The sequence below is a fragment of the Leisingera sp. F5 genome (genome assembly GCF_001593695.1).
The window spans coordinates 26,216-50,585 of the sequence record NZ_LUKH01000019.1 but is presented as its reverse complement, the minus strand read 5'-3'; the positions used below and the strand labels follow the sequence as shown (position 1 = coordinate 50,585).

Below are 24,370 nucleotides of genomic sequence, written 5' to 3'. Positions count from 1 at the left end.
GGACCCCAAATGACCCCCCTGTTTAGTTTCAATGGGATCTACACCCCGGTGGTGACCCCCCATTTCGAGGATGGCAGCGTCAATTGGGACGCGCTGGCCGAGGTGATCGAATATCTGGTTGAAAACGGCGTGCATGGCCTGATCTCCGGCGGCTCGACCGGTGAAAACTATGCCCAGACCGTCGAAGAACGCATCGCACTGGCGCGGTTCACCCATGAACGGCTCAAAGGCCGCCTGCCCTTGGTGGTCGGCACCGGCGCGATGCTGACCGGCGATTCCATTGCGCTGGCGCAAGGCGCCAAGGAGGTCGGCGCCGACTGCATCCTGCTCGCCTCCCCCCCGTATTCGGTCCCGACCGACCGCGAGAACGCGCTGAATGCGCTGGCTATCGACAAGGCGGCTGATCTGCCGGTGATGCTGTACAACTACCCGCACCGCACCGGCACCATGATGGGCGAGGAGTTCCTGGACCGCGTCGGCCGCAGCCGCAATTTCTGCGGCATCAAGGAAAGCTCGGGCGATATCAACCGGGTGCATCTGCTGGCGCGGGACTATCCGCATATCCAGCTGGGCTGCGGCATGGATGATCAAGCGCTGGAATTCTTTGCCTGGGGCGCGCCCTTCTGGGTCTGTGGCGGCTCCAACTTCCTGCCTGCGGAACATGTGGCGCTCTATAATGCCTGCGTGATCGAGGGCAACTTTGCCAAGGGCCGCCGGATCATGTCGGCGATGATGCCCTTGATGCGGGTCCTCGAACAGGGCGGCAAGTTCATCCAGACCATTAAACACGGCGTCACCCTGAACGGTATCGCAGCAGGCGCCATGCGGGCACCGCTGAAGGGGCTGAACAAGGACGACAAACGCGCGCTGGAACAGGTCGTGCGCGTGCTGAAACAGAAAATTGCCGACATTCAGGCGGAGGGCTGATCCATGACTTTGCTCACTCAGGACGAATACAAATCCATCGCCGCCAATCTCGACCTGCCGACGGCTGCGTTCATCGACGGCAAGTTCTGCCCCGCGGCCTCGGGTAAGACCTTTGCGACCGTGAACCCGGCAACAGGCGAGAAGCTGGCCGATATCGCCGCTTGCGGTGCCGAGGACGTTGATTTCGCGGTTGAAAAGGCACGCGAAGCCTTTGACGATGGCCGCTGGTCCCGCCTGCATCCGTCAGAGCGCAAGGACGTGCTGATCCGGCTCGCCAAGCTGATGACCCGCAACGCCCGCGAACTGGCGGTTATGGAAAGCATCGACAGCGGCAAGACCATCTATGACTGCGAAACCGTCGATGTGCCGGAGACCATCCACTGCATCAAATGGCACGCCGAGGCGATCGACAAGATCTATGATCAGGTCGCACCCGCCTCGGATGATCACATCGCCATGGTGGTGCGTGAACCCATTGGTGTTGTCGGCCTGGTGCTGCCCTGGAATTTCCCGCTTCTGATGCTCGCGTGGAAGATTGGCCCGGCGCTGGCGGCGGGCTGCTCGGTGGTGGTGAAGCCTGCGGCGGAGACCACCCTGACCGCGCTGCGTGTGGCAGAATTGGCGATGGAAGCCGGCCTGCCGCGCGGTGTCTTGAACATCGTGCCCGGCGGCGGCGCCGAGGTGGGCGAACCCATCGGGCGCCACATGGATATCGACATGGTCTCTTTCACCGGCTCCACTGTGACCGGCAAGCGCTTCCTGTCCTACTCGGCGGAAAGCAACGCCAAGGAAGTGGTGCTGGAAATGGGCGGCAAGAACCCCGCCATCGTGATGGACGACGCCGAAAACCTGGACCGCGTGGCGGCGCACATCGTGAACGGCGCCTTTTGGAACATGGGCGAGAATTGCTCGGCTTCCTCCCGCCTGATCGTGCATAGGGATGTGAAGGGGGAACTGCTGGAACGCATTGCCCATCACGCCAAGCAATGGAACATCGGCGATCCGCTGGACCCGGAGGTCCGCATGGGCGCGCTGGTGTCATCGGCGCATTTCGACAAGGTCTGCAGCTATCTGGAACAGGCGGACACCGTGGTTCTGGGCGGCAAGGCGCATGACGGCGCCTTTGTCGAGGCCACCGTGGTTGAGGTGCCGGGCAACGACGCGGTGTTGGCGCGCGAGGAAATTTTCGGCCCCGTCCTGTCGGTGATCGAGGTCACCGGCTTTGACGAGGCCATCCGCATCGCCAATGACACGGACTATGGCCTGTGTGCCTCGATCTTCACCGCCAACGCCAAGCGGGCAATCCGCGGTGCGCGGATGATCCGGGCCGGCACGGTGACAGTGAACAGCTTTGGCGAGGGCGACATCTCCACACCCTTTGGCGGCTACAAGCAGTCGGGCTTCGGCGGCCGCGACAACTCGGTCCATGCCCACGACCAGTACACCCAGCTGAAAACCATCTGGATCGACCTGGCCGACGACGCAGATGAGGCCGTGGATTGAGCACATACACCGCCAAACGCCTGCCCCGGCAGACTGCGGCGGCAGGGTGGAATGCCATCCTGCCGCCGCAAGATCCGCTGCCGGTGCTGGACAAGGATCTGACCGCCGATGTCACCATCATCGGCGGCGGGTTCGCCGGCCTGTCCGCCGCCCGCCGCCTGCATCAGTTGGACCCGGCCCTGAAGGTGGCGGTACTGGAAGCAGGGCAATTCGCCGAAGGCTCAGCCGGGCGCAATTCCGGCTTCATGATCGATCTGCCGCATGATCTGGCCTCCGACAATTACGCCGGCGACGCATTGGAGGCAGACCGCGCTGCCATTGCCATGAACCGCCAGGCCATCAGTTTTGCCAAGGGCATCGCCGAAGACTGCGCCCTGCCGCAGGAACTCTTTGATCCTGCAGGTAAAATAAACGCTGCGGCCACCCGCGCGGGCGACCGGCACAACCGCGATTTCGCCGCCCATCTGGACCGGCTGGGCGAGCCGCATGCGCTTTACTCGCAGGCGGAAATGCAGGCGCTGACAGGCAGCCCGCATTACACATCCGGCCTTTATGCGCCGGGCACGGTGATGATCCAGCCCGCGGGCTACATCCGGGCCTTGTCGGCGCATCTGGCCGGGCAAATCAGCGTGTTTGAAAACACCCCTGCCACGGGGTTTGAGAAACAGGGTAATGGCTGGGTTGTCGCAACCCCCAAGGGCCGCATCAGCACCGGCAGGATCATCCTGGCCAACAACGGTCATCTGGAAAGCTTCGGCTTTTACCAGCGCCGCCTGATGCATATCTGTCTTTATGCCTCGATGACAGAACGCCTGACGCCGGAGCAGATCAAGCGCTTGGGCGGCGTTCCCCGCTGGTCGGTCACTCCGTCCGATCCGGTGGGCACCTCGGTGCGGCGGATATCCGGCTCTTACGGCGACCGCATCCTGATCCGCACCTGCGCCAGTTTTCACCCCACGATCGAGACCAGCCGGATGCGCCTGCGCAACGCCGGCTGGGTGCATGACCGCAAGTTCCGCGAGCGCTTTCCGCATCTGGGGGACGTGCGGATGGAGCACCGCTGGGCCGGGATGCTGTGCCTTAGCCGCAACGGGTCTGCAGCCTTTGGCGAGCTGGACCAGGGTGTCTATTCCGCCTGCTGCCAGAACGGCCTCGGCATTGCCCGCGGCACCTTGCAGGGCATGGGCGCGGCCGAGCTGCTGCTGCAGGGGGGATCGGACATCGCCAGCCATTTCCTGGCCCAGCCGGAGCTGCCGAAACTGCCGCCGGAGCCCTTTGCCTCGCTTGGGGCCAATACTTATCTGATGTGGAAGGAATGGCGGTCCGGAAAGGAATAGAGGGTTGGGGGCTCTGCCCCCGGCCTGCGGCCTCCCCCGGAGTATTTTTGCAAAGATGAAGCGAGGGCCGGGCTCTTCTCAGTTCAAGGCAGGCTCAGCTTGGCCATGCGGCCGCCATCGACGGTGTAGATTTGGCCAGTGATGAAACCGGCATCCTCTGACGCCAGGAAAGCCACAAGTGCGGCGACTTCCCCGGGCCTGCCGGTGCGGGCGACCGGGTGGATGCGGGATATGCCGCGGCGGAAGGCATCCGGGTCGGGCATGCCTTCGATGAAATCCAGATTAAGGTCCGTGTCGATCCATCCCGGCGCCACCGCGTTGCAGCGGATGCCCTCAGGCCCGTGATCCACTGCCACCGCGCGGGTCAGGCCGTGCAAACCTGCCTTGGAGGCGCAATAGGCGGCGTGGCCGGGGTTGCTGGCCAGGCCTTCGATCGATCCTGTATTGACGATGTTTCCCTTGGTCTTCCGCAAGTGCGGCAGGGCCGCCTGGATCATCAGGAAGGGTGCCGTCAGGTTCACTGTCAGATTGCGCCGCCAGTCGGCAAGGGTCATTTCCTCAACCCGGGCCTCCTGCATCATGCCGGCGTTGTTGACCAGAATATCCAGCCCCCCTGCCCTGCTGACGGCCTCTGCCACTACCTGTGCCGGGCTGTCCGGGTCGGTGAAATCCGCCGGGATGGCCTCAAATTCGGCATCCTCACCGCGCTGCGCGGTGAAGACGCGGGCGCCTTCGTCGCGCAGACGGCGGGCAATGGCCTGGCCGATGCCGCTGCGTCCGCCGGTGACCAGGGCGGTTTTGCCGTCAAACCGGCTCATGACACTGGTTTCCCGCCGTTGACCTCAACCAGCGCGCCGCACATGTAGCGGGCGGCGTCTGAGGCAAGGAACATCACCACATCTGCGATATCCCCGGCTTCGGCGATCCGGCCCAGCGGCACGGATTTGCCCAGCTCCGCCACCGCGGAATCTGGATCAAAGCCGCGTTTGGCAAAGCCTGAGCGCAGCATCGGGGTGTTCACCTCGTTCGGGCAGACCGCGTTGATGCGGATGCCCTGATGGGCGTGGTCCATCCCCATGCATTGGGTCAGCGAGGCAATCGCCGCCTTGGTCATGCAGTAGAGCGCGTGGTTCGGCCCCGGCGCCTTGCCGCCCCAGCAGGACGCGGTGTTGACGATGGCGCCGCCGCCGGTTTCAGCCATCAGCGGGATTGCGGCGCGGCAGATGCGGAAGGGTGCCTGGACATTGACGCCCATCGACAGGTCCCAGTCGGCATCCGACGTGTCCGTCACCGGGCCGCGGGTGATGACGCCTGCGTTGTTGATGACGATGTCCAATCCGCCAAGAGCTTCGGCAGCGGCCAGCGGTAACGTGTTCGCGTATCCGGCCTCCAGCAGATCGCCCGGCAGATGCGCATCCGCCTCAACGCTGCTGGTATCGCGGTCGGCCACGGCCACTTTGGCGCCCGCGGCCCGCAGGCGCTGGACGATTGCCGCACCGATACCGCCGGCTGCACCGGTGGCCAACGCGCATTTTCCCTGAAATTCCATGATCCTGTCTCCAATCAGAAGGAAGCCACCGGCGCGCCGAACAGGCTTTCGTCCGGGGTGACGCCCAGGCCCGGCCCCTGCGGCAGGGCAATATGGCCGCCGTCCAGCCGGATACCGTTTTCAGTGTCGTAATGGCCGTCGATGTAGGGGGCTGCAATCCAGACGCCTTCCAGCAGGTCCGGACGCACCGTTGCCCCGATATGGGTGCAGGCGGCGGCCAGAATGTCGCCGCCCCAGGCGTCATCGCAGGTATGCGGTATCTGGTTTGCCTCGCAGATATCGCGGAACGCGCGCATGTTCTGCAGACCGCCGATGCGGGTCGCCTTCATACCGAAGCCATCCGCCTGCCCGCCCCCGATTGCCTCGGTCACGATGGCCAGGTCTTCGGAGGATTCATCCATATACAGCGGGTGGCACAGCAAGGGCCGCAGTTTGCGGAACTCCTGAAGGGTCTGGCAGGGCTGCTCGATGATCAGCGGGATTGCCGCGCAGCCGCGGCTTACGAACTGCGCATCGCGCAGTGTCCAGCCGCGGTTGGCATCCAGCGCCAGCCGCATGCCGCTGCCCTGGATCTGCTCCCAGACCTTGTGCGCCACGGCTATGTCAATCTCCGGATCGCGCCCGCCCGCCTTGACCTGAAGGCGGCCGAAACCCTCAGCGCGCTTTTCACGGGCAATGCGGGCGGCCTCCTCCGGCGTCTCGATCCCGATGGCGTAATACGACGGCACACGGTCCGTGACAGCGCCGCCCAATAGATCCGCAACCCGCAGACCCAGATGCTTGCCCAACGCGTCATGCAGCGCGATATCAACTGCAGCCTTTGCATAGGAATGCCCCATCAAGAGCGCATTCATCTGCCGCTGCAGCGTCAGCGGCTGGCAGTCCGTTCCGATCAGCCCCGGCGCTATTTCCATCAGCGCCGCGCGCGCGCCCTTGCCATGCGCCTTGTCATAGACCGGACCCAGCGGGCAGGTCTCGCCCCAGCCAGTCAGCCCGTTGTCCGTCACCAGTTTCACCAGTGTGGTGTCCAGCGCCCGGATCGTTGATGCGGCCATCGTATAGGGGCCGTTCTTCACCGGCAGATCATGCTGATATATATGGATTTCCGCAATTTTCATATGCTTGCCCTGTTGGAAAAAAGGCCCGCCCTCTGTTGCGGGGGCGGGCCAGTCGGGGGGAGGAAATCAGTAACTCTGGTTCAGCTCGTCCGCCGCGGGGATTTCCCGCTCGCGCCGGGCGATGTAGTCGAGCAGTTCTTCGTTCTTCGCCTCGTCCAGTTTCGGTTCCTGGTATTCGGACAGCAGCTTCTTGGCACGGGTCAGGGCGCGTTCGGTGATCTCGACGCTGCCCTCGGCTTGCCATTGCTCGATCGAGTTGTTGTCGAACAGCTCCGGCATGAAAAACGCCTCCTGAAAGTTTTCCTGCGTATGGGGATGGCCCAGGTAGTGGCCGCCGGGGCCGACATCCGGCACCGCTGACAGCGCCTGGTCGAAGTCGTGCCATTTCGGCCCTTCCGCCATCCGGTAGGCCATCGCGCATTGCTCGGCATCGACGATGAATTTGGCGACGGAACAATGCATCCCGGCCTCGTTCCAGCCCGCCGAATGCCAGACATAGTTGGCGCCCGCATGCATCACCGCCTGCAGGGTGGTCGCGGATTCATACCCCGCTTGCGCGTCAAACGTCTTGGCGCCGCCCAATGTGTTGGAGGTCCGCCACGGCACGCCATAGTACCGCGCCATCTGGCCGATCATGAAGTTCATCAGGCTGATTTCAGGCGTGCCGGCCATCGGCGCGCCGGATTTCATGCTGACGGTGGACAGGTAGTGGCCATAGATTGCAGGCGCGCCCTTGCGGATCACCTGGGTATAGGCCAGCGCGCTCAGCGCCTCGGCGTTCAGCTGCGCCACGGTGGCGGGAACCGACGCCGGAGTGTTGGCGCCGCCCAGCACAAACGGCGAGCACAGCACCGGCTGGTTGCGGCGGCAGAAGGCACGCATGGCGCCCAGCATGGTTTCGTCCCAGACCAGCGGCGAGTTGCCGTTGCAATTGCCGGTGGTGACCGGGTTCTGGTCGATGAAATCCTCGCCGAACAGGATCGCGCACATGTCCAGCACATCCTCGGCGTTCTTGGGGCTGGTGGTCATGCCCATGAACGTCTTGTCCGAGTATTTCATCGACGAATAAGTGATGCGCAGGTGGCGCTGGCTGATCGGGTGATCATAGGGTTCTACGATGTGATGCGCCGAAGAATGCAAGCTGGGCATCATATGCGCCAGCTTGTGGAACATCGCCAGGTCGTCCAGCATCGGGTTGCGGCGCACGTCGTCCAAGTCGCGCAGGAACGGCGCGCCGGTCATCGGCACAAAGATCGAATGCTTGCCGCCCAGGCGCACATTTTTTTGCGGATCGCGCGCATGATAGGTGAAATCGCTGGGGATGGTCTTGATCAGCTCCCGCACCAGGCCGCGGTCCAGATAGACCAGCTCTCCCTCGACCTTGGCGCCGGCGCGTTTCCAGTCCTCCAGCGCGATGGGGTCGCGGAACTGGACGCCGACGTTCTCAAGAATGTCCATCGAGGCATTGTCGATCATCTCGACCTGGGCGCCGTCCATCACCTCGCAGAGCGGGATGTTGCGGGTCAGGCCCGGCAGCATGTCGAATTTCGGGGCGGTGCGCAGGGCACGGCGGGCGTTGCGGCCGCCGGAGCGGGCGCGGGGGGCAATGGCTTGCTCAGTCATAGCAGGGGTCTCCTTTGACGGAGAGTTTCACCCAAGAGATGCGGTTTCACCTGCAGGATTGCGAAATGCGGTTGCAGAAACCGACATTCCATCCAATGGAACCGGCTTGTACCATGTTCCAGTTCCAAAGCACGGCTTCGGAGCGTTCCCGCATCGGTACTCAGGCCGCGCAGCAGCATAATAGACCCTAAGTAGAGCCTGTTGCGGTCTATTTCCGGAGGAATCGCTGATCTGCAGCGACTCACCCGCTGCGCCCGACTGCGGATCATGTGCACTGAGGGCGGGGTAACACGCTTCTCCCTGGACTGCTCTCGCCCATCAATTATAATTGTTTTACTTCAATGGCTTAAAATAATTTTTCGGACAGGCCGGGCCGTCCGGCTGCAACTCCGGAAACCCGCCTGCAACCTGTAAACGAAGGAATCTATTGCAAAACACTGTTCGCATTGCGTATAGAAACGATAAATAAGGCGCTGACGCAAAACAGCGTTACTATCGAGAGGGCAGCAGTTGGCAGTAGCACTCCACATCAATCAGCGAATCCGCGAGAACGCGGAAAGCCTCAGTGCGGCCCTCGAAAGCCACATGCTGGCGAGTTTCGCACCGGATGCAAGGAAGGAATTGCGCCTGTTCAGCGCAGGCGAGGCGGCAGAGATGCTGGGCATTTCCTCCAGTTTCCTGCGCAAGCTGCATTTTGACGGCAAACTGCCCGAGGTGCACACCACACCGGGCGGGCGGCGCCACTATTCTGCCGCCGATCTGTTGGAAATGCGCAAGATCCTGGATGCCGCGGCCAAAACGCCCGGCACCTACCTGCGCGGCCGCCGCGACGGCGACAAGGTGCAGGTGCTGTCGTTCCTGAACTTCAAGGGCGGATCGGGCAAAACCACCTCGTCCATTCACACAGCCCAGCGGCTGGCCCTGAAGGGCTATCGGGTGCTGGCGGTGGATATCGACCCGCAGGCGTCGCTGACGACGCTTTTCGGCTATCGGCCCGAGGTCGATTTCCTTGAAACAGGGACGATTTATGACGCAATCCGCTATGAAGACCCCCTGCCCCTGCGCCAGATCATCCAGCAGACCTATTTCAGCGGCCTGGATCTGGCCCCCGGCGGGTTGATCCTGCAGGAATTTGAGCACGAAACCCCGCAGGCACTTTTGAACAACGTTCAGCCTGCGTTTTTCTCGCGCATGGCCGCAGCATTGCAGGAGGTCGAGAAGGATTACGATGTGATCATCTTCGACTGCCCGCCGCAGCTGGGCTATTTGACGATGTCGGCGCTCTGCGCCTCTACTGGTGTCATCATCACCGTGGTGCCGAACATGCTCGACATCGCGTCGATGTCGCAATTCCTGCAAATGTCAGCCGAACTGCTGGATGTCGTGTCCAATGCCGGCGCCGCGCTGGAATTTGATTTCCTGCGCTTCCTGATCAACCGGTACGAGCCGAATGACGGACCGCAGCAACAGGTGGTTGCATTCATGCGGCAGCTGTTCGGTGAGGAGGTCATGGTCGCCCCGATGCTGAAATCCACCGCGATTTCCGATGCGGGCCTGACCCAGCAGACGGTTTACGAGGTCGAAAGATCCCAGTTTCACAGGTCAACCTATGACCGTGCGGTGGATTCACTGAATCAAGTTAACGATGAAATAGAATCGCTCCTTCAACACGCATGGAGGCGTTGATGGCACGCAAAGGCATTCTCAGCACGGCCCTGAACAGCCCCGCAGCATCCGCTGGCGGGCCGAAACCCAAAATGATGCCGCGCGGCGCGGTCGGGGCGCTGCAATCCTCGCTCAGCAAGCTGCAGGAAAGCGCCGTGCAGGAGATCGACACCGCGTTGATCGACGATGCGGGCTATGAGGACCGCTTGGGCATGGACGGGGCGGCTTTCAACCAGTTAAAGGACAGCCTGCAGACCTATGGCCAGCAGGTGCCGGTGCTGCTGCGCCCGCATCCCAAGACGCAGGGACGGTTCGAAATCGTCTATGGCCGCCGCCGCCTGAAGGCGCTGCGCGAGCTGGGCCTGCCCGTGAAGGCGATGGTGCGGCAGCTGGATGATCATGCGCTGGTGATGGCCCAGGGCCAGGAAAACACCTCGCGGCAGGACCTCAGCTTCATTGAAAAGGCCGCCTTTGCGGCGCAGCTGCAGGCGGATGGCTATGGACGGCAGACAATTGCCGCGGCGCTGTCGATCGACCTGCCGATGGTGTCGCGGATGCTCAAGGTTGGCACAGCCTTTGATTTGCCCTTCCTGCGGACGATCGGCTCAGCCCCCGGCATTGGCCGCGACCGCTGGATGATGCTGGTCAAGCTGTTCGACGATTCCGCAGCACGGGCCCGGGCGATCACCAGAACAAACCGGCCCGACTTTACGACCTATGACTCCGACGGGCGGTTCGAGGCCGTTCTGAAACATGCCCGGAGCGTGCCGCAGGACCCGAAACCGGCCCCTGCCCCGCCGAAGACCCGTGGCCTGCCCGGCAGCGGCGGCGCTGAGGTTGCAGGCATCAAGTCCACCGCCAAAGGCATTACCCTGACGATCTCTGCCAAGGACACGCCTGGCTTTGACGCCTGGTTCGACGCCCATGCAGAAGAGATCATGGAAGAGCTTCACGGCCGCTGGCAGCAAGACCAGCCCGAGCAGCCGGAAGACTGAGCAAGAGCAGAAACACTAAGAACAGGAGGCACGTGAACAGGCAAAAGAAAAGCCCCCCAGGACATTACATCCCAGAAGGCCGTTCTCAGATTTAGCACCTTTGGAATAGCCCTTCAGACTCGTCACTGTCAACTCCATGCGCCGCATGGGGACGGGAATTCTTTGTCTTTCGTGAAAATAACATGGAACAGGCGTCCCAAATCGCATTTGGGCGGCAGGATCCGTGCGGCCGGCTGGCAGGTACTCACGACAAGTGGGACCTTCTGGCTGCGCTGACGCACGCCGCCGCGGAATTTGAACTGAGCCACCGCACCCTTGGCGTGCTGAAGGCGTTGCTGACCTTTTTCCCGGACCGGGCGCTGCCTGCGGAACCGGGCAGCGCCATTGTGTTCCCGTCGAACCGCAAGCTGATGGAACGGTTGAACGGGATGCCCGAAAGCACCCTGCGCCGCCATCTGGCCGCCCTCACCAAGCTGGGTATTGTCAGCCGGAAGAACAGCCCCAACCGCAAACGCTATGCCCGGCGCACCGGCGATGACATGCCGCTGGCATTCGGCTTTGATCTGTCCCCCCTCGCCTGCCATGCCTGCCAGATCTTTGATGCGGCGCTGGATGCCAAAGCCCGAGCCGAGCATTTGGCGGTGCTGCGCGACAGGGTTGCCGTGTTGCGGCAAGAGCTTCTGGAGCTGGCAGATGGCACGGCAGAGGTGCTGCTGGAGACTGTGCGCAAACTGCTGCGCCGTAAACCCTGCGAAGCCGAATTGACCCAGGCGGCTGAAACGCTGCGCAGTGAAATTGCCAGCCGTACACCCGAAGAAACCCCGCGGGCCTCTAAGCTGCCTGCACGCGTTTTGAGCGGCCCCGGCAGCCGGAATGAGCGGCACATACAGGATTCAATAAAAAAAGATTCTGACTCTGAAGGGGCGCCGCCCGATCAGCCCTCCAAACAGCCTGCGCGTTCAGCCGCTGGGGACAGCAAGGCAGAGAAAAACAGTGAACTGGCCACCGTCCTGCGTGCCTGCCCGGAAGTGCAATCTTACTATCCTGACGGGTTGCGCAGCTGGCAGGATGCCGACCGTATAGCCGAGAAGATTTCACCAATGATCGGTATCGAGATGCCTGTGCTCAGCGACGCCCGCGCAGCGATGGGCCGCAAGGAGGCCGCAACAGCGGTTATGTGCATCCTGGAGAAACTCAGTACCATCCGCAGCCCCGGCGCTTATCTGCGGCGGCTGGCGCAGAAGGCGCGTACAGGTCAGTTTTCTACCGCGCCAATGCTGAATGCGCTGCTGCAGGCAGGCCACCGGGCGGAAATTGTCAGCTGACAATTTTTTGGAGCATAGGGGGGGGCTTTGGCTGCTCAGGCCCGGACCGGTTCTCCGTCCGCTGTGGAAACTCCGCCAAACAGTTCGCTAGGGAACGGCTTGCATCGATGCCTCGGAGCAAAGTTGTCAGCTGACAACTTTTGCCCGCCGCTGGAATTCACGGCAAAACAGGGGGCCGAAAGCGAGGGGTGTCCAGGCATAAACGGTGCGCAGGGCAATCCGGCCCCTGTCTTTCCGGTGCCGGTCCGGACGCGGCTGCAGAAATTGTCAGCTGACAATTTCTAACTTTCCGCACTGCTACGGCAAATCAATCCATTGCTTTCGCCACCGCACGATGACCACAGTGACGGGGTCTTTACAGCAAAAGGAACACGCCGCTCCATGCTCACTATCCTGCGCAACCGGACTTACCGGCATTTATTCCTGGCCCAGATCGTGGCCCTGACCGGCACCGGGCTGGCGACCGTGGCGCTTGGCCTTCTGGCCTTTGACCTGGCAGGTGAGCGCGCCGGGCTGGTTCTGGGCACCGCGCTGACGATCAAGATGGTGGCCTATGTCACCGTCGCCCCGATTGCCGCTGCCTGGGCCCAGCAGGTGAACCGGCAAAGGATGCTGATCCTGCTGGATCTGGTGCGGATGGCGGTCGCCGTTTGCCTGCCGTTCGTCAATGAGATCTGGCAGGTCTATGTGCTGATCTTTGTGCTGCAATCGGCCTCCGCCGGGTTTACGCCTGCCTTCCAGGCGTCGATCCCCGATGTGCTGACGCAGGAGAAGGATTACACCCAGGCACTGTCCCTGTCGCGGCTGGCTTTTGAGCTGGAGAGCCTGGCCAGTCCAATGCTGGCCGCAGCACTGCTGCTGCTGGTGAGCTCCTCGACGCTGTTCTGGGGCACTGCCGCTGGGTTCGCGGGATCAGCGCTGCTGCTGTTTTCCATTGCGCTGCCGTCGCCTAAGCCATCCGTGCTGCGCCCGGTGTACGAGCGGACCACCCGGGGGATCCGGAATTGCCTGAAAACGCCGCGGCTGCGCGGGCTGCTGGCGCTGAACTGGGTGGTTTCCGCAATCGGGTCGATGGTGATCGTGAACACGGTGGTGCTGGTGCGCGCGGAACTCGAGCTGCCGGAAACCTCGGTTGCGCTGACGCTGGCTGCGTTTGGCGGCGGCTCGATGCTGTCGGCCATGCTGCTGCCGCGCCTGCTGGAACGGATCAGCGACCGGAATGTTATGCTGGCGGGGGCGGGTTTGGGTATTGCTGCGCTGGCGGGTTTGTCGCTGGCTGCCTTTGCGGCGCCGCTGACATATGCACGGCTGGCAATTGCCTGGGCCGTGATCGGCGTCGGCTATTCTGCCATTCTGACACCGTCGGGGCGGTTGCTGGCGCGCTCAGCCCATGCAGAGGACCGGCCCGCAATCTTTGCGGCACAGTTCACCCTGTCGCATGCCTGCTGGCTGGTATTCTATCCGCTGTCAGCCTGGCTGATGGCCGCCTGGGGCGGGGGAGCGGCGATGCTGGCCTTGGCTCTGCTGGCAACCGCCGGGCTGATCGCCGCGCACCGCCTGTGGCCCGCGGACAGCGCATCCCCTGTTGCGCATAGCCACTCCGATCTGCCGCCGGACCATCCGCATCTGCAAGGCGGCTCCCCGCATGCTCATCCGATCATCATTGATGATCTGCACCCGCGGGTCCCGCATAGTGAGGGTAGATAGGGCAGGAGAGCTGCCGTGTTTTATGACTAGACATAATCGCCTAAATCCGTAGTTTATTGCCGAAACGGCAGTAAAGGGACTTAGGGATTCTGTGACTGGGGAATTTGTTCTGACTGGCGCGCGTCTGGCCACCATGGCCGGGACGGAAGCGCCTTATGGGTTGATTGAGGACGGCGCGGTTGCGGTTTCCGGCGGCAGGATTGTTTGGGCCGGTCCGCGGGAAAAATTGTCAGCTGACAATTTTTCCTGGGAGCAGCGTGATCTGGGCGGCCGGCTGCTGACGCCGGGGCTGATCGACTGCCACACCCATATCGTCTTTGGCGGCAACCGGGCGATGGAATTCGAGATGCGCCTGAACGGCGCCTCGTATGAAGAGGTTGCAAGGGCAGGGGGCGGTATCGTCTCCACCGTGTCCGCGACCCGCACCGCATCGCTGGAGGATCTGGTGCAGGGCGCGCTGCCGCGGCTGGATGCGCTGATCGCCGAGGGGGCCTCCGTGGTGGAGGTGAAATCCGGCTATGGGCTGGACCGGGAAACCGAACTCAACATGCTGCGCGCCGCCCGCCGTCTGGGCGAACTGCGCCCGGTGACGGTGAAAACTACCTTCCTTGGCGCTCATGCCACGCCTGGTGAATACAAGGGCCGGGATGACGCCTACATTGACGAGGTCTGCATTCCCGCCCTGCGCGCCGCCCATGCCGAAGGGCTGGTCGATGCGGTCGACGGTTTCTGCGAGAACATCGCCTTTGCGCCTGCGCAGATCGAACGCGTGTTCAAAGTTGCGCAGGAGCTGGGCCTGCCGGTCAAGCTGCACGCCGAGCAGCTGAGCCATCAGGGTGGCACTGGACTGGCGGCGCAGTACAGCGCATTGTCAGTTGATCACGTGGAATACGCGACCGAGGACGATGCCAAGGCGATGGCGGACTCCGGTTCGGTGGCGGTGATCCTGCCGGGCGCGTTTTACACCATCCGCGAAACCCAGGCACCGCCGATCGAGCACTTCCGCAGCCACGGCGTGCCGATGGCGCTGGCGACGGATTGCAACCCCGGCTCCTCGCCGCTGACCTCGCTTCTGCTGGCCATGAACATGGGCTGCACTCTGTTCCGCATGACCCCGGAGGAGGCGCTGGCAGGCGTCACACGCAATGCAGCCCGCGCGCTGGGGCTGAGTGACCGGGGCCAGATCGCCGCCGGCATGCGCGCCGATCTGGCGGTCTGGGACGTGGAAACGCCCGGCGAGCTTGCCTACCGCATCGGCTTCAACCCGCTTTACACCCGTATTCATGAGGGCAAACAATGATCGAGATGATTCAGATGGTTCCGGGCACAGTGACCCTGTCCACGCTGGAAGCTATCTACCGCAACCTGACTCCGGCCAAGCTGGACGCCTCCGCCCGTGGGCCGGTGGAGGCCGCCGCGCAGATGGTGGCGGATGCCGCTGCAGGCGAGGACGCTGTCTATGGCATCAACACCGGCTTCGGCAAGCTGGCCTCGACCAAGATCGCACCCGCCGATACCGCCACCCTGCAGCGCAATCTGATCCTGTCGCATTGCTGCGGGGTAGGGGAGGCGCTGCCGGAGGACAAGACCCGGCTGATGATGACGCTGAAACTGCTGTCGATGGGCCGCGGCGCCTCTGGCGTGCGCTGGCTGGTGATTGAGCAGATCGAGCAGATGCTGGAACGCGGCGTGGTGCCGGTGATCCCGTCGCAGGGGTCCGTGGGCGCCTCCGGCGACCTGGCGCCGCTGGCGCATATGGCGGCGGCGATGATCGGGGCAGGGGAAGCCACGTACCAAGGCACCCGCATGTCCAGCGCGGAAGCACTGAAAAAGGCCGGGTTAGAGCCGATTGTGCTGGGTCCCAAGGAAGGCTTGGGGTTGATCAACGGCACCCAGTTTTCAACCGCCTGCGCGCTGGCAGGGCTGTTTGATGCTTGGCGCATGGCCGAGGCGTCGATGGCGATTGCGTCGCTGTCCACCGACGCCATCATGGGCTCCACCGCGCCGCTGATCGCCGATATCCACACACTGCGCGGCCATGCCGGGCAGATCGACGTTGCGCAACAGATGCGCGGCATCATGGACGGCTCCGAAATCCGCGAAAGCCACCGCGAAGGCGACACCCGCGTGCAAGACCCGTACTGCATCCGCTGCCAGCCGCAGGTGGTGGGCGCAGCGCTGGACGTGCTGCGGATGGCTGCGAAGACGCTGGAGATCGAGGCCAACGCCGTCACCGACAACCCTCTGGTGCTGGTGAATGAGGGGCGCATCGTTTCGGGCGGCAACTTCCACGCCGAATATGTGGGCTTTGCTGCTGATCAGATTGCGCTGGCCGTGGCCGAAATCGGCGCCATTGCGCAGCGCCGGGTGGCGCTGATGGTGGACCCGACCCTCAGCCACGACCTGCCGCCGTTCCTGACGCCTGATCCGGGCCTCAATTCCGGCTTCATGATTGCTGAAGTGACTACCGCCGCATTGATGAGCGAAAACAAACACTTAGCTAATCCTTGCGTGACGGACTCGACGCCGACATCGGCCAACCAGGAGGACCACGTGTCAATGGCCGCCCACGGTGCGCTGCGGCTGGGACGGATGAATGCGAACCTGTCGGTGATCCTGGGTGTTGAGATGCTCTGTGCCGCGCAAGGGGTGGAGGCACGGGCGCCGCTGCAAACCTCCGCGCGCCTGCAGGACGTTCTGGCAATGCTGCGCACCGATATCCCCGCGCTGGCGGAAGACCGCTATCTGGCACCGGATATCGAGGCTGCCAGCGCCATGGTCCGCGCGGGCCGGGTTGCGGATGCCGCTGGCGTGAAGGTGGCGGCATGATTGAGGTCACCCAAGGCGCCTCGCCGCTGGTGCTGGGGCTGCCCCACACCGGCACCGATGTGCCGCTGGAAATCTGGGAGCGCCTGAACGAGACGGGCAGGGCATTGGCTGATACCGACTGGCATATCCACGACCTCTACGCGGGGCTGGTGGAGGAGGTGACAACCGTTCGCACCCCCATCCATCGCTATGTGATCGACGTGAACCGCGATCCCGCCGGTATCAGTCTCTATCCAGGGCAAAACACTACCACGCTGGTGCCGCTTACAGATTTTGACGGGCTGCCGATCTGGCATGACGGCAAGGAGCCGGACGAGGCGGAAACCGCCCGCCGCCGCGACGCCTATCACGCACCTTATCACGCCGCGCTGGCGGCGGAGCTGGAGCGGGTGAAGGCGATCCACGGCTTTGCCATCCTTTATGACTGCCACTCGATCCGCGGCGATATTCCGTTCCTGTTCGAAGGCCGCCTGCCGGATTTCAACGTGGGCACCAACATGGGCGCGACCTGCGATCCGGCCATTGAGGCGCTGACCGTCGCCAATTGCGAAGCGGCGGAGGGTTATACCTCCACCCTCAACGGGCGTTTCAAAGGCGGCTGGACCACCCGCCATTACGGACGCCCTGCGGACGGCCTGCACGCGATCCAGATGGAACTGGCGCAGGCCACCTACTGCCAGGAAAGCCCCCCCTGGACCTATCTGCCGGAGCGCGCGGAACAGCTGCGCGCGCATCTCACCAAAATCCTGACTGATCTCAAAAACTGGAGGCCCTCGGCATGAGCGATCCCCGCAAGAACACCCGCGACATCTTCCCGCCCACCGGTTCGGAAATCACCGCCAAGTCCTGGATGACCGAGGCGCCGATGCGGATGATGATGAACAACCTGCATCCCGATGTGGCGGAAAACCCGCATGAGCTGGTGGTCTACGGCGGCATCGGCCGTGCCGCGCGCACCTGGCAGGATTTCGACCTGATCGTCGAGACCCTGAAAAACCTGGAAGAAGACCAGACCCTGATGGTGCAGTCCGGCAAGCCGGTTGGCGTCTTTCAGACCCACAAGGACGCGCCCCGCGTGCTGATTGCCAACTCCAACCTGGTGCCGCATTGGGCCAACTGGGACCACTTCAACGAGCTCGATAAAAAGGGCCTGATGATGTACGGCCAGATGACCGCGGGCTCGTGGATTTACATCGGCACCCAGGGCATCGTGCAGGGCACCTATGAAACCTTTGCCGAGGCCGGCCGCCAGCATTTCGGCGGCGATCTGACCGGCAAGTGGATCCTGACCGGCGGCCTTGGCGGCATGGGCGGCGCGCAGCCTTTGGCAGCTGTTTTTGCCGGGGCATCCTGCCTGGCGGTGGAGTGCAACCCGGACAGCATCGACTTCCGCCTGCGCACCAAATACCTGGACGAAAAGGCTGAAACCCTGGACGAGGCGCTGGAGATGATCGCGCGCTGGACCGCCGCGGGCGAGGCGAAATCCGTGGGCCTTCTGGGCAATGCGGCAGAGATCTTCCCGGAACTGGTGAAGCGCGCGGAAGCAGGCGGCATCCGCCCCGACATCGTGACCGACCAGACCTCGGCGCATGACCCGGTGAACGGCTACCTGCCGCTGGGCTGGACCATGGGTGAGTGGAAGGAACGCCGCGAGAGCGACAAGAAAGCGGTTGAGAAAGCCGCCCGCGCCTCGATGAAGGTGCAGGTGAAGGCGATGTGCGACTTCCATGCGATGGGTGTTCCGACCGTCGATTACGGCAACAACATCCGCCAGATGGCGCTGGAGGAGGGGCTGGAGAACGCATTCGACTTCCCCGGCTTTGTGCCCGCCTATATCCGCCCGTTGTTCTGTAAGGGTATCGGCCCGTTCCGCTGGTGCGCACTGTCAGGCGACCCGGAGGATATCAAGAAGACCGACGCCAAGATGAAGGAGCTGTTCCCCGAGAACGAAGGCCTGCACCGCTGGCTGGACATGGCGCAGGAACGCATCGCCTTCCAGGGTCTGCCCGCGCGGATCTGCTGGATCGGCTTGGGCGACCGCCACAAGGCCGGTCTCGCGTTCAACGAGATGGTCCGCACTGGCGAATTGTCGGCGCCGGTCGTCATTGGCCGCGACCATCTGGACAGCGGCTCGGTCGCCTCGCCCAACCGCGAAACGGAATCGATGATGGACGGTTCGGACGCGGTGTCCGACTGGCCGCTGCTGAACGCGCTCCTGAACACGGCCTCCGGCGCGACCTGGGTGTCGCTGCACCATGGCGGCGGCGTCGGCATGGGCTTTTCGCAGCATTCCGGCGTGGTGATCTGCTGCGACGGCAGCGAGGACGCGGACCGCCGCATCGGCCGTGTTCTGTGGAATGATCCGGCGACCGGCGTGATGCGCCATGCAGATGCGGGGTACGGCATCGCCAAGGACTGCGCGCGCGAGCATGGGCTTAACTTGCCCGGTATCTTGCGGTGACATGAAAAAGGCTGAAATCCGGCGCGGATTTCAGCCATGAAGAATCGATTTTTAAAGGCCGTTCTTCTGTAAGAAGAACGGCCTTTATCAGTTGGCGCGCCAGTGCAGCCCGCGCTTCAGCAGCAGGCGCTGCACCCGGCCCGGATAGTCGGAACAGATCGCATCAACACCGAGGTCGATCATGCGTTCGATGTCCTCGGGCTCGTTCACCGTCCAGACCACGGTTGTCAGGCCCAGGTCGCGGGCGAGGGAGAGGGAGAGGGAGTCCGCGGTGATGTCCAGGTAATAGGGGCACCAGAACTGGCCCCCGGCGGCGGCGACGCGGGCTGGCAGGTCGAGCGCAGTGCAGCCTGCAACGGGGTTGACCGCCTTGGAGGAATCCTCGCCCACATCTGCGGCGTTCTCCGGCAGTTGGGTGAGGAAAGATGCGGGCATTTCCGGGGCGAGGCGCTGACAGTCGGCCAGCAGATCCCAGTCGAAACTGTGCAGCACGGTCCGGGGCTGCAGATTGGCCTTGCGGACCTCTGAAACAACTGCCCCGACCAGCGCCCGGCGGGCGGCGGTGTCGGACAGGAGGTCCGGGTCGGACTTGATCTCCAGCAGCAGATGCACGCCCTGGTGTGCGGGCTGTTGCAGCAGCGCCAGCAGGTCTGCGAGACGGGGAATGCGGATGTTGCTGAGGAAAGCCTGATCCGGGAAACGCCGACCATAGGCGCTGCTGCTGTCCAGCCCGCCCACGTCGTATTGCTGCAGTTCGGCAAAGCTGAGGGCTGAGACTTTGGGTGGCGTGGCTTGCAGCCATTGCCCTTCCGCATCGCGCACCATCGAGGGGGTGAGGCGGTGATTGTGGGTGATCACCGCCACCCCGTCGGCTGTGGTGGTGACATCCAGCTCCAGCAGCTCCACCCCGGTTTTCAGGGTGAACTCAAAGCCTTCCATTGTGTTTTCCGGCAGCACGCCGCGGGCGCCGCGGTGGCCGATCAGCCGGATCACGCCGGGCGCGCCTGCAAAGGCAGGGATCTGCGGGTAGCCCATCAGCCTGCCAGACGCTTGCCGGAGGCGGTGTCGAACAGATGTGTCAGCGCTGGCGTGGCGGAAAAACGGCGGATGCTGCCGATGCTGTCGCGGGCGTGGCCCGGAACGCTGGCGGTGAGGGCGTGTTCGGTGCCCTGCAGGCGTCCGTGGATCAGGGTGTTGGCACCCAGCTGCTCCAACAGGTCCACCTCAAGCGCAATCGGGCCGTTTACATCCGCGGTCAGGTGTTCAGGGCGCAGGCCCAGGGTTGCAGCGCCGGAATGGGCCGAGGCCACCGGCAGCACGGCGCCGCCGGGCAGGGCGGCCTGGCCGTTGCCAAGTTCCGCCGGGAAGAAGTTCATTGCCGGACTGCCGATGAAACCCGCCACAAACACCGAAGCCGGGCGGTCATACAGCTCGATCGGGGTGCCGAACTGTTCGACATAGCCGCCGTTCAGCACCATCAGCCGGTCGCCCAGCGTCATTGCCTCGACCTGATCGTGGGTCACGTAGATCGAGGTCACCCCCAGCCGCTGCTGCAGCTTGCGGATTTCCAGGCGCATCTGCACCCGCAGCTTGGCGTCGAGGTTCGACAGCGGCTCGTCAAACAGGAACACCTGCGGATCGCGCACAATGGCGCGGCCCATGGCCACCCGCTGGCGCTGGCCGCCGGACAGCTGGCGCGGCTTGCGGTCAAGGTATTGCTTGATCTCCAGGATCTCGGCGGCCTCTTCGACGCGGCGGTTGATCTCATCCTTGGGCAGTTTGCGGATCTTCAGGCCGTAAGCCATGTTCTGGCGCACCGACATATGCGGATAAAGCGCGTAGTTCTGGAACACCATGGCGATGTCGCGCGCAGAGGGTTCCAGTTCATTCACCCGGTTGCCGCCGATGCGGATTTCGCCGGAGGTGACGCTTTCCAGCCCCGCCACCATCCGCAGCAACGTGGATTTGCCGCAGCCGGAGGGACCGACGATGACGATAAATTCGCCATCCTTGATGCCGCCTTCGACATGGTGGAGCACTTGGGTCGGCCCGTAGGATTTCACCAGGTCTGTGAGTTGAATATCAGCCATCTGTCAGGCGCCTTACTTATCGGTTTCCGTCAAGCCCTGCACAAAGAGCTTTTGCATTGCGATGACCACAAACACCGGCGGGATCATCGCCAAAAGGGCCGTGGTCATGATGATGTTCCATTGCGGGCTTTGCTCGGCCGCTTCCAGCATCTGCTTGATCGACATCACGATGGTGGTCATCGAGGTGTCGGTGGTGATCAACAGCGGCCAGAGGTACTGGTTCCAGCCGAAGATAAACAGGATCACAAACAGCGCCGCGATATTGGTGCGCGACAAGGGCAGCAGGATGTCAAAGAAGAACCTGAGCGGCCCGGCGCCGTCGATGCGCGCGCTCTCCAAGAGTTCATCCGGCACCGTCAGGAACACCTGCCGGAACATGAATGTGGCGGTGGCGGAGGCGATCAGCGGGATCGACAATCCCCAGTAGCTGTTCAGCATTCCGAGATTGGCGACCACCTCGAACGTGGGCAGGATCCGCACCTCGACCGGCAGCATCAGGGTGATGAAGATCATCCAGAAGAACCCCATGCGGAACGGGAATTTGAAATAGACGATGGCAAAGGCCGACAGCAGTGAAATTGCGATCTTGCCGGTGGAAATCATCAGCGCCATCGCCAGGGAGTTCAGCAGCATCAGCCAGACCGGCGCGGTCTCAGTCCCGCTGAGGCCGGAGCCGAACAGGGTCTGCTTCATGTTCTCCAGGAAGTACTCCCCCGGCCACAGGGGCAGCGGCGCCTGGTTCATCCGCAGCTGGTCATGGGTGGAGGCGACAAAGGTGATCCAGACCGGCAGCGCAATGGCCAAGACGCCGAGGACCAGCACCAGATGGGTGAGAAAAGCGGTGAGGGGGCGGTTTTCGACCATCAGTATGCCACCTTTCTTTCAACAAAGCGGAACTGGACCACGGTCATGGCGATCACCAGCACCATCAGCACCACCGACTGCGCGGCCGAGCCGCCGAGGTCGAGGCCGACAAAGCCGTCGTTGAACACCTTGTAGACCAGAATGGTGGTCGAGGTGCCGGGGCCGCCCTGGGTGACGGCGTGGATGATACCGAAGGTCTCGAAAAAGGCGTAGACCATGTTGATCACCAGCAGGAAGAAGGTGGTGGGCGAGATCAGCGGGAAGATGATGGTCCAGAACCGGCGTGCCGGGCCTGCCCCGTCGATGGCGGCGGCCTCGATCACGGAATTGGGGATCGACTGCATGGCGGCGAGGTAGAACAGGAAATTATAGGCGACCTGCTTCCACGCCGCGGCCAGGATCACCAGCGCCATCGCCTGGGTGCCGTTCAGGTAGTGGTTCCAGGTGATGCCCGCGAATTCCAGGAAATAGGGGAAGATGCCAAGGGTCGGGTTGAACATGAACACCCACAGGGCGCCTGCCAGAACGGGCGCGACCGCATAGGGCCAGATCAGCAGGGTGCGGTAGAACATGGCGCCGCGCACCACCCGCTGGGCAAAACCTGCCAGCAGAAGCGCCACGCCCATCGACAGCCCCGCCACCAGCAGGGAGAACACCGCGGTGCGCTGGAAACTGGCCAGGTAGTGGTGGTCGGTGGCAAGGATCTCGAAGTTTTCGAACCAGACAAATTCGGTGCCAAGGCCAAAGGCGTCTTCGATCAGAAAGGACTGATACATCGCCTGGCTGGCGGGCCAGATGAAGAACACCAGCGTGATGAGGATTTGCGGCGCGACCAGCAGGTAAGGCAGCGCCGAGGTTGGGAAATGCACCCGTTTGAGCATGAAAGGCCCCAGTCAGGAAAGTGGCCCAGCCGCCCCGGGGAAGGGGCGGCTGGGCCGGGTCGTCAGGATGGGTTAGGACGGGTTGGCGGTGCGCTCAAACCGGCGCAGCAGGTCGTTGCCACGCTCAACCGCGGCATCCAGCGCTTCCTGGGCGGTCTTCTCGCCGCCCCACAGGGCCTCCAGCTCTTCGTTGATCACGTCGCGGACCTGAACAAAGTTGCCATAGCGCAGCCCGCGGCTGTTGGCGGTGGGGGTGTTCAGGCTCAGCTGCTTGATCGCGGTGTCGGTGCCGGGGTTGCTGTCATAGAACCCCTGTTCCTTGGACAGCTCATAGGCAGCGGTGGTGATCGGCACATAGCCGGTTTCCTGATGCCACCAGGACTGCACCTCGGGCGAGGACAGGTAGGTCAGGAACTTGGCGGTGCCCTTGTATTCCGCCTCGTCGTGGCCCTCCAGCACCCACAGGGTGGCGCCGCCGATGATCGAGTTCTGCGGCGCGTCGGCGACCTTGGTGTCCAGCGGCAGCATGGACTGGCCGAACTCGAACTGGGCCTGCGAAGAGATTGAGCCGTAATAGGCCGAGGAGTTCATCCACATGCCGCATTCGCCGTTGGTGAACATCGGCAGGCTGTCGCCGCGGCGGCCGCCGTAGACAAACAACCCGTCCTTGCCCATCGAGGCGACATCATCCAGGCGCGCCGCCACGCTGGCGTTGTTGAAGGTCAGCTCGGTGTCGAAACCGGCAAAGCCGTTTTCCTTGGTGCCGGTGGGCAGGTTGTGCCAGGCCGAGAAGTTCTCGATCATCACCCAGGACTGCCAGCCAAAGGAGACACCGCATTTCATGCCGTTGCCGACCAGCTTCTGCGAGGCGGTCTTGACCTCATCCCAAGTTGTCGGGACGTCGGCGCCTGCGGCCTCCAGCGCGTCCTTGTTGTACCACAGCACCGGGGTGGAGCTGTTGAAGGGCATCGACAGCAGCTCGCCCTCGGGGGTTTCGTAGTAGGACACCACCGCGGGCAGGAAGGCATCGCCGTCAAACGGTTCGCCTGCGTCGTTCATCAGCTTTTCAACCGGATAGATGGCGCCTTTGGCGGCCATCATGGTGGCGGTGCCGACCTCGAAGACCTGCACAATCTGCGGGTGTTCCTTGGCGCGGAAAGCGGCAATCGCTGCGGTCATGGTTTCGGTGTAATTGCCCTTGTAGACGGGCACGACCTTGTACTCGTCCTGAGTGGCGTTGAAGTCTGCGGCGATCTTGTTGACGCGCTCGCCATTGGTGCCGCCCATGGCGTGCCACCACTGAATTTCGGTTTCTGCAAATGCGGTGCTGCCAGCAACGGCCAGAACAGCCGAAGCGCAGAGCAAGGATTTAACGGACATGAGCTTCTCTCCCAAAGTTGGCTCTGCCGATAGCTTTTGTCCGGCGGGAAAGATAATTCAAGCAAAAGTTTTTTGACAAATTTCATAACATGATGTTATGCGGTGACGTGTCATTC

At 63.0% G+C, this 24,370-nt stretch carries 20 protein-coding genes; 11 read left to right on the top strand and 9 right to left on the bottom strand.

All coding sequences use genetic code 11. The annotated features are described in order from the left end of the window. Positions 1–9: 9 nt before the first annotated feature. The 3 genes from A2I95_RS14585 to A2I95_RS14575 are packed head-to-tail and all read left to right on the top strand — an operon-like array spanning position 10 to position 3,767. A complete protein-coding gene (locus tag A2I95_RS14585) occupies positions 10–927 on the top strand; it encodes a dihydrodipicolinate synthase family protein (protein WP_291730593.1) in 918 nt (305 codons plus the stop codon). A 3-nt stretch (positions 928–930) separates the two neighbouring features. After that, positions 931–2,430, top strand: coding sequence for an aldehyde dehydrogenase (locus A2I95_RS14580; protein ID WP_291730591.1), 1,500 nt, complete (start codon positions 931–933; stop codon positions 2,428–2,430). Beyond that, positions 2,427–3,767, top strand: coding sequence for an FAD-binding oxidoreductase (locus A2I95_RS14575; RefSeq protein ID WP_291730590.1), 1,341 nt, complete (start codon positions 2,427–2,429; stop codon positions 3,765–3,767). The genes A2I95_RS14580 and A2I95_RS14575 overlap by 4 nt, the downstream gene beginning before the upstream one ends. A gap of 83 nt (positions 3,768–3,850) precedes the next feature. On the opposite strand, the gene A2I95_RS14570 is transcribed toward A2I95_RS14575, so the two are convergent. The 4 genes from A2I95_RS14570 to A2I95_RS14555 all read right to left on the bottom strand — a co-directional run bounded on the left by A2I95_RS14570 (position 3,851) and on the right by A2I95_RS14555 (position 8,057). Then, positions 3,851–4,585, bottom strand: coding sequence for an SDR family oxidoreductase (locus A2I95_RS14570; RefSeq protein WP_291730589.1), 735 nt, complete (start codon positions 4,583–4,585; stop codon positions 3,851–3,853). Next, positions 4,582–5,316 (bottom strand): SDR family oxidoreductase, encoded by a 735-nt coding sequence (locus A2I95_RS14565; protein ID WP_291730587.1) that lies wholly within the window; start codon positions 5,314–5,316, stop codon positions 4,582–4,584. Before A2I95_RS14565 ends, A2I95_RS14570 begins: the two co-directional genes overlap by 4 nt. Positions 5,317–5,330: 14 nt before the next feature. Next, positions 5,331–6,434, bottom strand: a complete 1,104-nt coding sequence (locus tag A2I95_RS14560; RefSeq protein ID WP_291730586.1) for a mandelate racemase/muconate lactonizing enzyme family protein — start codon at positions 6,432–6,434, stop codon at positions 5,331–5,333. A gap of 66 nt (positions 6,435–6,500) precedes the next feature. Continuing rightward, positions 6,501–8,057, bottom strand: coding sequence for a trimethylamine methyltransferase family protein (locus A2I95_RS14555; RefSeq protein ID WP_291730585.1), 1,557 nt, complete (start codon positions 8,055–8,057; stop codon positions 6,501–6,503). Between the two features lie 510 nt (positions 8,058–8,567). On the opposite strand from A2I95_RS14555, the gene repA reads away from it, so the two are divergent. The 8 genes from repA to hutU all read left to right on the top strand — a co-directional run bounded on the left by repA (position 8,568) and on the right by hutU (position 19,039). Further along, complete coding sequence (repA, locus tag A2I95_RS14550) at positions 8,568–9,743, top strand: plasmid partitioning protein RepA (RefSeq protein ID WP_129373086.1); 1,176 nt, start codon at positions 8,568–8,570, stop codon at positions 9,741–9,743. Continuing rightward, positions 9,743–10,717, top strand: coding sequence for a plasmid partitioning protein RepB (repB, locus tag A2I95_RS14545; protein ID WP_291730584.1), 975 nt, complete (start codon positions 9,743–9,745; stop codon positions 10,715–10,717). The genes repA and repB overlap by 1 nt, the downstream gene beginning before the upstream one ends. A 182-nt stretch (positions 10,718–10,899) precedes the next feature. After that, entirely contained in the window at positions 10,900–12,042 is a 1,143-nt protein-coding gene (repC, locus tag A2I95_RS14540; protein ID WP_291730583.1) for a plasmid replication protein RepC, read from the top strand. Between the two features lie 381 nt (positions 12,043–12,423). Continuing rightward, complete coding sequence (locus tag A2I95_RS14535) at positions 12,424–13,749, top strand: MFS transporter (protein WP_291730582.1); 1,326 nt, start codon at positions 12,424–12,426, stop codon at positions 13,747–13,749. 91 nt (positions 13,750–13,840) lie between these two features. Then, complete coding sequence (gene hutI / locus A2I95_RS14530) at positions 13,841–15,049, top strand: imidazolonepropionase (protein WP_291730581.1); 1,209 nt, start codon at positions 13,841–13,843, stop codon at positions 15,047–15,049. Between the two features lie 5 nt (positions 15,050–15,054). Further along, positions 15,055–16,578: a histidine ammonia-lyase gene (gene hutH, locus A2I95_RS14525; protein ID WP_291730631.1), complete on the top strand. Its 1,524-nt coding sequence runs from the start codon at positions 15,055–15,057 to the stop codon at positions 16,576–16,578. Then, positions 16,575–17,360, top strand: coding sequence for an N-formylglutamate deformylase (gene hutG, locus A2I95_RS14520; RefSeq protein WP_291730580.1), 786 nt, complete (start codon positions 16,575–16,577; stop codon positions 17,358–17,360). The genes hutH and hutG overlap by 4 nt, the downstream gene beginning before the upstream one ends. Then, on the top strand, positions 17,357–19,039 hold the full coding sequence (gene hutU, locus A2I95_RS14515; protein ID WP_291730579.1) for a urocanate hydratase: 1,683 nt from the start codon (positions 17,357–17,359) through the stop codon (positions 19,037–19,039). The genes hutG and hutU overlap by 4 nt, the downstream gene beginning before the upstream one ends. A gap of 87 nt (positions 19,040–19,126) precedes the next feature. On the opposite strand, the gene A2I95_RS14510 is transcribed toward hutU, so the two are convergent. The 5 genes from A2I95_RS14510 to ugpB all read right to left on the bottom strand — a co-directional run bounded on the left by A2I95_RS14510 (position 19,127) and on the right by ugpB (position 24,254). Continuing rightward, on the bottom strand, positions 19,127–20,074 hold the full coding sequence (locus A2I95_RS14510; RefSeq protein WP_291730578.1) for a glycerophosphodiester phosphodiesterase family protein: 948 nt from the start codon (positions 20,072–20,074) through the stop codon (positions 19,127–19,129). Continuing rightward, a complete protein-coding gene (locus A2I95_RS14505; RefSeq protein WP_291730577.1) occupies positions 20,074–21,129 on the bottom strand; it encodes a sn-glycerol-3-phosphate import ATP-binding protein UgpC in 1,056 nt (351 codons plus the stop codon). The genes A2I95_RS14510 and A2I95_RS14505 overlap by 1 nt, the downstream gene beginning before the upstream one ends. 12 nt (positions 21,130–21,141) lie before the next feature. After that, positions 21,142–21,993, bottom strand: coding sequence for a sn-glycerol-3-phosphate ABC transporter permease UgpE (gene ugpE, locus A2I95_RS14500; protein ID WP_291730576.1), 852 nt, complete (start codon positions 21,991–21,993; stop codon positions 21,142–21,144). Further along, positions 21,993–22,874, bottom strand: a complete 882-nt coding sequence (ugpA, locus tag A2I95_RS14495; protein WP_291730575.1) for a sn-glycerol-3-phosphate ABC transporter permease UgpA — start codon at positions 22,872–22,874, stop codon at positions 21,993–21,995. The genes ugpE and ugpA overlap by 1 nt, the downstream gene beginning before the upstream one ends. A gap of 72 nt (positions 22,875–22,946) precedes the next feature. Continuing rightward, entirely contained in the window at positions 22,947–24,254 is a 1,308-nt protein-coding gene (gene ugpB / locus A2I95_RS14490; protein ID WP_291730574.1) for a sn-glycerol-3-phosphate ABC transporter substrate-binding protein UgpB, read from the bottom strand. Positions 24,255–24,370 lie beyond the last annotated feature (116 nt).